Source organism: Lysobacter enzymogenes (assembly GCF_017168095.1).
Classification (GTDB): domain Bacteria; phylum Pseudomonadota; class Gammaproteobacteria; order Xanthomonadales; family Xanthomonadaceae; genus Lysobacter; species Lysobacter enzymogenes_D.
The window spans coordinates 1-8,365 of record NZ_LXSD01000581.1 but is presented as its reverse complement, the minus strand read 5'-3'; the positions used below and the strand labels follow the sequence as shown (position 1 = coordinate 8,365).

The following is an 8,365-nucleotide window of genomic DNA, read 5'->3' as shown; positions in this document are numbered from 1 at the left end:
GCGCGGCGAACGCGCGCAGGTCGGCCGCGCCGGCGCCGGCATGGGCGAAGGCGTACAGACGCGCGCGCGGCGCGACGCCGTCGCGGCGCCAGCGTTGCAGCATCGCGCTCATGCCGACACCTCCACCCGCCGCGCGACCAGATCGGTCAGATGCGCCAGGGTCGGGGTCGGATAGAACTCGCGCAGGCTGATCTGCGCGTCCCAGGTCTCGCGGATGCGCGCCAGCAGGCGCGCGGCGCGCAGCGAATCGCCGCCGAGGTCGAAGAAGTCGTCCTCGTCGCCGGCGCGTTCGAGTTCCAGCACTTCGGCGAACACTCGCGCCAGTTCGCCGCGCCAGCCGCTGCGCGCTGCATCCGCGCGCGCCGCCGCGGCCTGCGCCGGCGGCGAGGCGGGCGGCGCCTTCGCCAGCGCTTCGATCGCGCGCCAGTCGACCTTGCCGATCCGCGTCACCGGCAGCGCGTCCAGCGCCAGCCAGCGCGCCGGCTGCATGTAGCCCGGCAGGCTCAGCTTCAACTGCGCGCGCAGCGCGTCGACGAAGGCCGCGTCGGCGGCGATGCCGGCGACCGGCGCCACCGCCGCGAACAGGCGCTTGTCGCCGCTGTCGCCGGTTTCCGCGCGCACGGTGGCGTCGCGCACGCCGGCGAGGTCGAGGATCGCGCGGCGCAAATCTTCCAGTTCGACCCGGTGGCCGCGGATCTTGACCTGCCCATCGCGGCGGCCGTGGAAGTGGACCACGCCCTCCGGCCCGATCCGCGCCAGGTCGCCGGTGCGGTACAGCCGGCCGGGCCGGTCGCGGCAGAAATGGCCGAAGCGCGCGGCGGTGTGGTCCGGATCGCCGAGGTAATCCAGCGCCAGCCCGGCGCCGCCGGTGTGCAGCTCGCCGAGCGCGCCGGGCGGCAATTCGCGGTCGCGTTCGTCGAGCACGCACACCGTGGTGTTGGCCAGCGGCACGCCGATCGGCAGCGGGTCGCCGACCGCATCGGCGGCGTCCACGCAGTGCACGGTGGTGAAGGTGCTGTTCTCGGTCGGGCCGTAGCCGTTGACCAGGCGCAGGCCGGGGTTGAGCCGCAGCACGCGGCGGCTCTGCGCCGCCGGCACCACGTCGCCGCCGGCCAGCAGGCAGCGCAGCGTGCCGAGGCGGTCGGCGGCGAAATCGGCGACCAGGCGGAACAGGCCGGCGGTGAGCCAGGCCGCGGTCACGCCGCGCTCTTCCAGGAACGCGCCGAGCTGCTGCGGCGTCGGCAGGCCGGGCGGATGCACCACGACGCAGCCGCCGGCCACCAGCGGCGCGAACACTTCGAAGGTGGACGCGTCGAAGGCCAGCGGCGCAAAGCGCAGCATGCGCTGGCCGCGACCGGCCTCGCAGTAGCCCGGCCGATCGATCAGACGCATCACTCCGCGATGCGGCACGCGCACGCCGCGCGGCGTGCCGGTGGTGCCGGAGGTGAAAGCGACGTAGGCGACGCGCTCGCCGCCGGCGCGGTCGGGACCGGCCTCCGGCGCGTCCTCGCCGTCCCAGGCCTCGGACCACGGCTCGACCCGCGGCGCGGCGACCTGCGCGGCGACGGCGTCGCCGGCCGCGGCGAGGATCGCGCGCGGACGCAGCGCCGCGCACATCGCCTGCAAGCGCGCCGGCGCCGGATCGGCTTCGAGCGCGACATAGGCCGCGCCGCAACGCAACACGCCGAGCAGCGCGACGATTTCCGCATACGAGCGGTCCAGCCGCAGCAGCACGTGATCGCCCTCGCCCACGCCGGCCGCGCGCAGGCGCGCGGCCTGCACGGCGCTGTCGCGTTCGAGCTGGCGGTAGCTGCGCCGCAGCTCGCCGTCCTCGACCGCGGGCGCGTCGGGCGTGGCCTGCGCCTGCTGCGCGAACGCGGTTTCGATGGCGATCTCGCGCTGCGGCCGCGCGGTGTCGTTGAGCCGGTCCAGCAGCGCGCGCTGCGCCGGCGAGATCGCGCGCGCGTCCTGCAGCGGCCGCTGCGGCGCCGCGGTCAGTTCCTCCAGCGCGGCGCGCCAGCTTTCGAACAGGTTGGCGACGGCGGCGGCATCGTAGATCGCGCTGGCGAATTCGATCTCGCCGGCGAAGGCCGGATCGGCGCGCTCGACGAACACGGTCAGGTCGAACGCGGCGCGGCCGCCGAAGCCGTCCTCGATCGCGACCCGCGCGCCGCCGGCGCGCAGTTCGTGCGGGATCAGCCGGTCGTGCATCGAGAACACCATCTGCACGAAGGGATTGAACGCGGCCTCGCCGCCGGCGCCGGCCGCCTGCAGGATCTGCGCGTACGGCAGACCGGCATGGCTCAGCGCCGCGGCCAGCGAGGCCTGCACCGCGCGCGCGTGCACCGCCGCGTCGGCGTCCTCGTCGATCTCCAGCACCACCGGCACGATGTTGTTGCACAGCCCGATCAGCGACTGCAGCTCCGGCGTCGGCCGGTTCGGCGCCGGCACGCCGAGCGGGAAGCGGCTCAAGCCGGTGTGGCGCTTGAGCGCGAGCGCGAACCCCGACAGCAGCAGGGCGAAATCGGTGGTGCCGGCGGCCGCGGCGAGCGCGCGCACGCGCCCGCTGAGTTCGGCGCCGAGATCGAAACGCCAGCGCTCGCCGGCGGAGTTCTGGATCGGCGGGCGCGCCCGCGCGCACGGCAGCTCGACCAGCGCCGGCACCGCGTCCAGGCGCTCGCGCCAGAACCCGGCCTGGCGGCGATGGCGGCCGGCGTCGCGTTCGGCGTGTTGCCAGCGCAGCAGCGCCTGCAGGGTCGGCGCCGGCCGTTCGTCGCCCGGCAAGGCCGGATCGCCGCGCAGCGCCGCGTCGTAGCGCGCGAACAGTTCGCGCAGCAGCAGGCCGATGGCCCAGCCGTCGAGCAGCAGATGATGCGCGCACAGCAGCAGCGCATGGCGCCGCGGCGAAAAGCGCGCCAGGGCCAGGCGCAGGGCCGGCTCGTGGGCGTGGTCGAAGCGCGCCGCCGCCAGCTCGCGGCCGAGCGCGTGCGCGCGCGCCAGCGCCGCCGCCTCGCTGTCTTCGTCGAGTTGCGCGTGCAGCACGCGCAGCGCGCCGAGATGGCCCGGCAAGGGTTCGGCGCGCAGGCCTTCGGAGGTGTGGCGCAGCGCGGTGCGCAGCGCTTCGTGCCGGCGCACCAGCGCGTCGAAGGCCAGCGACATCGCCGCGATGTCGACCGCGCCGTCGATCGCGGCGACGAAGACCAGATGGTGCGGCGGGCCGTCCAGGGCCAGTTCCGACACCCACATCGCTTCCTGGCCCAGCGGCACCGCGGTGCCGGATTCGGCCTGCGCCGCGGCGTCGGCTCGCGTGTCCGCACCTGCGTCCGCATCTGCGTCCGCATGCGGCGCCGCGCGCGCCTGGGCCAGCACCTGCGCCAGCGGCGCGCCGCCGAGCAGATCGCTCAACGACACCTCCAGGCCATGCTCGCGCTGCAAGCGCGCGGCCAGGCTCATGGCGGCGAGCGAATCGCCGCCGAGCTGGACGAAACTGCCGATCCCGGCGCGGGCGGCGGCCTGCTCGCCCAACGCCTCGCGCAGCAACGGCGCGAGCGCCGACCGCTCTACCGGCGACGCGGGCGCGTCGTCGCAATACAGGTCTTCCATTCCTGCTCCTTGTGCGAACACTGAAGTTGTCGGGCGCGCCCGCGCGCATGCGCGAGGGCCCGGCTTGCGCGGTCCGCGCCGTCGCGGCGGGTCCGCCGGGGACGGCGGAGGCGACGGGATCGCGGGACGAATGTAACAAGAATCGCCGGGGCTCACGCCGCGCGCGGCCCGAGGGTCGCGCGGGCGCGGCGATGAGGCGTCCGGCAGCCTTCAGTCTGGGCCGGCTCGGTCGCAGGCGTTGCGATGATGCCCGGCGATTCCGGCGTCCCGCAGCGTCGGTCGACGCCGCGCGCGCCGCTGCTCGTCGCCCGGCGCCTTGCGCGCCGGGCGGAACACGCGGCGAAGCGTATACGCCGGCGAGCGCACGGCGAAGCGCCGGCGCCCGCGGCGCGCGCCGGCGGCTCCCCGCCGACGCAGCGCGCTTGCGTCGTTACAGCCCGTAAGCCTCGACCACCGCCTCGTGCCGCGACACGTCCGCGCCGGCCTGCTCGGCCAGTTGCTGCCAGCTCAGCGGGTGCTCCCAGCCGGCGGTGAGTTCGTGCAGGCGGCGGTCGATCTCGGCCGGCGCCAGCTGCGGCGGCGTGGCCAGGAAGAAGAACACGCCGGGCAGCGCGCCCTCCTCTTCGCTGGAAGGATCGCGCACGCGGTAGTCCTCGCCGCTGCGCACCCACAGCGACCAGTCCAGCGCGTCCACCGCTTCGCACAAGGCTTCGAACGCGGGCTCGCCGGGATGGGCGCCGTCGACGAACCAGCTGCGGTAGTCGGCGCGATGCAGGGTATGGACGACGCGGAACGGCGCCAGCCAGCGCTCGCGTTCGGCCTCGTCCTCCGGCGCCTGCTCCAGCGGCGCGGCGTCGAACACGACTTCGTCGCGCACGTGCTGGGTGCGGCCCGGCGGCGCCACCGTCGCCACCTGCGCGGTGACCGGCCCGGTGCGGCGGGCCAGACAGTCGTAGCTTTCGCCGTCGCGCTCGTAGCGCACCCGCACCCAGCCCCAGGTTTCGCGCACCGGGCCCTCGCTGCCGCTGAGTTCCATGCCCAGCCGCGCGGCGGCGCGGCGCACCGTGTCCCAGTCGCCGGCGGCGCTGGCGGCCGACATCAGGTCCCAATCGTCGCCGCCGGGCTGCTCGGCGCGTTCGGCCAGTTGCGCGTACAGGCCCACGGCCTGGGCGAAATCGCGTTCTTCCATCGCCGCGCGCGCCCACAGCCGGCGCGCGCCGTCGGCGTCGGGCGCGGCCTCGAGCAGACGCTGCACGTGTTCGCTGACTTCGCGCCAGCGCGAATGGCGGAACGCCAGCTGCGCCCGGCACCAGTGCGCGAACGCCGGGCGCTGCGGCTGCAGCAGCGCGGCCAGGCGTTCGACCTGGGCGCCGGCGTCGTCGCCGTCGAGCAGTTGTTCCAGCAGTTGCCCGGCCGGCGATTCTTCCGAACCGGGATGGCGGCCGACGAACTCCCACAGATGCGCCAGCGCTTCGGCGCGCGCGCCGCAGGCCAGCATCGCCGAGGCCAGCAGGCCGGCCAGCGCGCCGTCGTCGCGGCGCTGGGCGTAGGCGGCCTGCAGCAGTTCCATGTCCTGTTCCGGATCGGAGCCCTCGTTGCCGCGCACGTGTTCGTAGACCTGCTCGGCCGGCATCGGCAGCGCGAACTCGCCGCCGCCGGCGGCGTCCACGCGCGCGGCGAAGGCGTCGATCAGCGCCGCGGCGCCGAGATCGGCGCGCAGCCCGGACAGATGGCGGCGGGCCAGCTCCAGCGCGCGGCGCGCGCTCCACGGCGCGTTGCGCAGCAGCGCCAGTTCGCCGTGGCGCAGCGCCAGCTCGATGCAGCGCCGGTGCGCGCCGACCTGGTCCATGTGCGCGGCCATCGACATCAGCAGGCGGCCGAGCCACCAGTGGTTGTGCTGCGGCCGCGCCTGCGCGATCAGCGCGACCGCCTCGGACCAGCGCGGATACAGCAGCGGCACGATCAGCGGGCCGTACTCGGGCAGCGCCTCCCAGGCCTCGTCGATGCGCTGCATTCGCGCCAGGATCAGCGCGCGGAAGGTGCGGCGGCTGAGCCGGTCGCCGTCGTCGTCGTCGGGCATGTCGTCGGCGTCGATCGCCGCCAGCTCGGCCAGCGCCTGCTCCAGGCGGCCGGCGCGGAACAGCGCGGCGGCCTGGGTCTCGCGATAGGCCACGCCCGGCTCGGCGCCGTCGCGGCGCATGTTCTGCGCTTGCCGCTGCAGGTAATCGACCGCCTCAGCGGCGCGCTCGTCGTCCATCAGCGCCAGCGCGTACTCGCGGCTGATGCAGTCGTAGCAATTGCGGCTCGGCTCGATCCGCGCCAGCGTCTCCTCGCTGACCGCCAGACGCTCGGGCACCCAGCCCGGTCCGTCGACGTTGCCGTAGCAGATCGCGATGTCCTGGGTCACGCACACCGACTGCGGGCATTGCTGGGTCTGGTCGCGATGGGCGAACTCCAGCAGCGCCACCGCCTCGGGCAGCGCCTTCTCGCCCTCGGCCAGGTTGCGCATGCGGTTCTGCAGGCCCCAATGGCGGAAGAACACCTCCAGCCACGGGTGCTGCAGCGCGCGCGCGGCGGCCAGCGCCTCCGGCAGCATCGCCTCGACCCGCTCGGGATGGTTCTCGTGCAGTTCGGTGGGAATGCGGTTGATCAGCTCGACCAGCCGGTACTGGCCGGCTTCGTTGAGTTCGTCGCTGAGGTCTTCGATCCACTGGAAGATGTCCATATCGGGTTCCCGTCTGGCTGTGTCGCTTTGGCGAATGGGTTGAAAGAAACAGGCGCGGCCGGCTTGCGCTGCCGCGGCGAACGCCGGCGTCAGGACGCCGGCGGCAGCAGCCGCAGCGTGCTTTCGCCGATGGCGGCGAGCGCGCCGTTGAGGCGCGGCTCCTCGCCGTCGGCCTCGCTGTGTTCGCTGTGGCTGTCCATCAACTGCTTGACCGCGCGCAGCAGCCGCGCCGCCGGCGCCGCCGCGGCCGGGTCGCGGCGCGCGGTTTCCAGCAGCGCCGCGATCGCGGGATTGTCGAGATTGACGTACAGGCGCGCCGGCGCCGAGCCGTCGATGCCGGCGGTGAAGCCGCGCACCAGCCGCAGCGCGGTCATCGAAATGCGCTTGTCGGCCTCGTCGCTCTCCAGCCGGCGCTTGAGCTCGGCCTCGCGGTCGGGCACCGCCATCAGCGGCAGCTCGGCCGGGGCGAAACGCGCCGGCACCAGCCGTTCGCCGTCGCCGAGGGCCTGGCGCAGCCACTCCAGGTCTTCGGCCGGCAGCGGCTGTTCGGTGAACAGCTGGCGGTTGCCCTGTTCGGTGCCGATCTCGATCAGGCGCCCGCCGTGGCGCTGCACCCATTGGCGCAGGAACGGCAGCACCGCGTAACGGTCGCCGCGCGCGACCGGGACGCCGAGCATGCGGAACAGCATGTCCTCGAAGCCGCCGCCGCCGAGGCCGACATGGATGACGCCGTCGCGGCGCAGCGCGCCGGCGCGCAGCTCGCCGTGCGAACTGGGAATGCGCACTTCCGCGGCCAGCAGCTCGAACAGGCGCGCATCGCACAGCGCCGCGCCGAGCAGCGCCTCGTTGTGCCGCGCCAGGATCCGCCGCCACGCCTCGGGCTGCTCGCGCGCCAGGCTCGCCAGGCCGGTGATCAGCGCTTCGGCGATGGCGTGCTGGGCGGCGCGGTAGGCGTCGTTGCGCTGCAGGTCTTCGCGGCTGGCGGTGGGCATCAGCCGGCTGGATTCGATCACGCCGCCGGCGAAGCCGGCCCAGCTCGGCAACAGTTCGCGCGCGTCGTCGTCGAGCAGCATGCCGCGCACGAACACCGACAGGTTGCGGTTGTCGCTGCTGCCGTAGGTGCCGCCGTCCTGCACCCACAGCAGGCCGCGCAGGTCGTGCTCGGGCGCGGCCACCGGCAGCGCGCAGATCGGCTCGAACTGCGATTCGAAGCGACTGGCGAAGCGCAACTGGCGTTTGCGCGCCTGCACCGGATGCTCGTTGCCGGCGTCCGGATCGCGCCACGGCGGCGGCTCGGGATTGACCGGCTCGGCCGCGCCGCCGATGTGGATCGGCACGCGCAGCAGCGCGCAGTAGCGGCCGAGCACGCGCGCCAGGTAGTCCTCGCCGGCCAGCCGCGCGTGTTCCGGACGCAGCAGCAGCTCGACCACGGTGCCGACCTCGCGCGCCGGCGCCGGCGTCAGCGAATACTGCTCGCCGTTGCTGGACTGGTAGCGCCAGCCGCGTGCGGGCTGCTGATACGAGGTGGTGTGCACGGTGACCCGCTCGGCGATCACGAACGCCGACAGGAAGCCCAGGCCGAACATGCCGATCAGTTCGTCCTCGCCCGCGCCGGACTGGCGCAGGCCGCGGGTGTAGCCGACGCCGACCGTGGCCAGGTACTGATGGATCTCGGCATCGGTGAGGCCGGTGCCGGTGTCGGTCACCCGCACCGTGCGCGCGGCGAGATCGCCGCTGACGGTGATGCGCGGCGCCGCCGGCGCCTGCGCGTCTTCCAGCCGGCGCCGCACGATCGAGTCGTGCGCGTTCTGCACCAGTTCGCGCAGCGCCACCAGCGGGGTCGAATACAGGTGTTGGCCCAGCACGGTCATCAGACCGCCCAGGTCGACCCCGGCCGTGCGCAGTTGTGCGTAATCGCCTTCCAAGTCTCGCCGCTCCCTTTCGCGCCGCACATCGGCGCAAGACGGCCAAACTTAACAGACAAGCGCGCGCCGCAGCAGCGCGCGCGTCGCCGCCCGGCGGCGGCCGGGCGCCGCG

The 8,365-nt window shown here is 74.3% G+C and carries 3 protein-coding genes; all 3 read right to left on the bottom strand.

Annotated elements, in window-relative coordinates; all coding sequences use genetic code 11:
• Window positions 1-108: 108 nt before the first annotated feature.
• Window positions 109-3,603, bottom strand: a complete 3,495-nt coding sequence (locus A7A76_RS22665; protein WP_206413436.1) for a non-ribosomal peptide synthetase — start codon at window positions 3,601-3,603, stop codon at window positions 109-111.
• Between the two features lie 430 nt (window positions 3,604-4,033).
• Window positions 4,034-6,328 carry a tetratricopeptide repeat protein gene (locus A7A76_RS22660; RefSeq protein WP_206413435.1) on the bottom strand — a complete coding sequence of 765 codons (2,295 nt, stop codon included), beginning with the start codon at window positions 6,326-6,328 and terminating at the stop codon, window positions 4,034-4,036.
• An 89-nt stretch (window positions 6,329-6,417) separates the two neighbouring features.
• Complete coding sequence (locus A7A76_RS22655; RefSeq protein WP_241201130.1) at window positions 6,418-8,253, bottom strand: ATP-binding protein; 1,836 nt, start codon at window positions 8,251-8,253, stop codon at window positions 6,418-6,420.
• Between the last annotated feature and the right edge of the window lie 112 nt (window positions 8,254-8,365).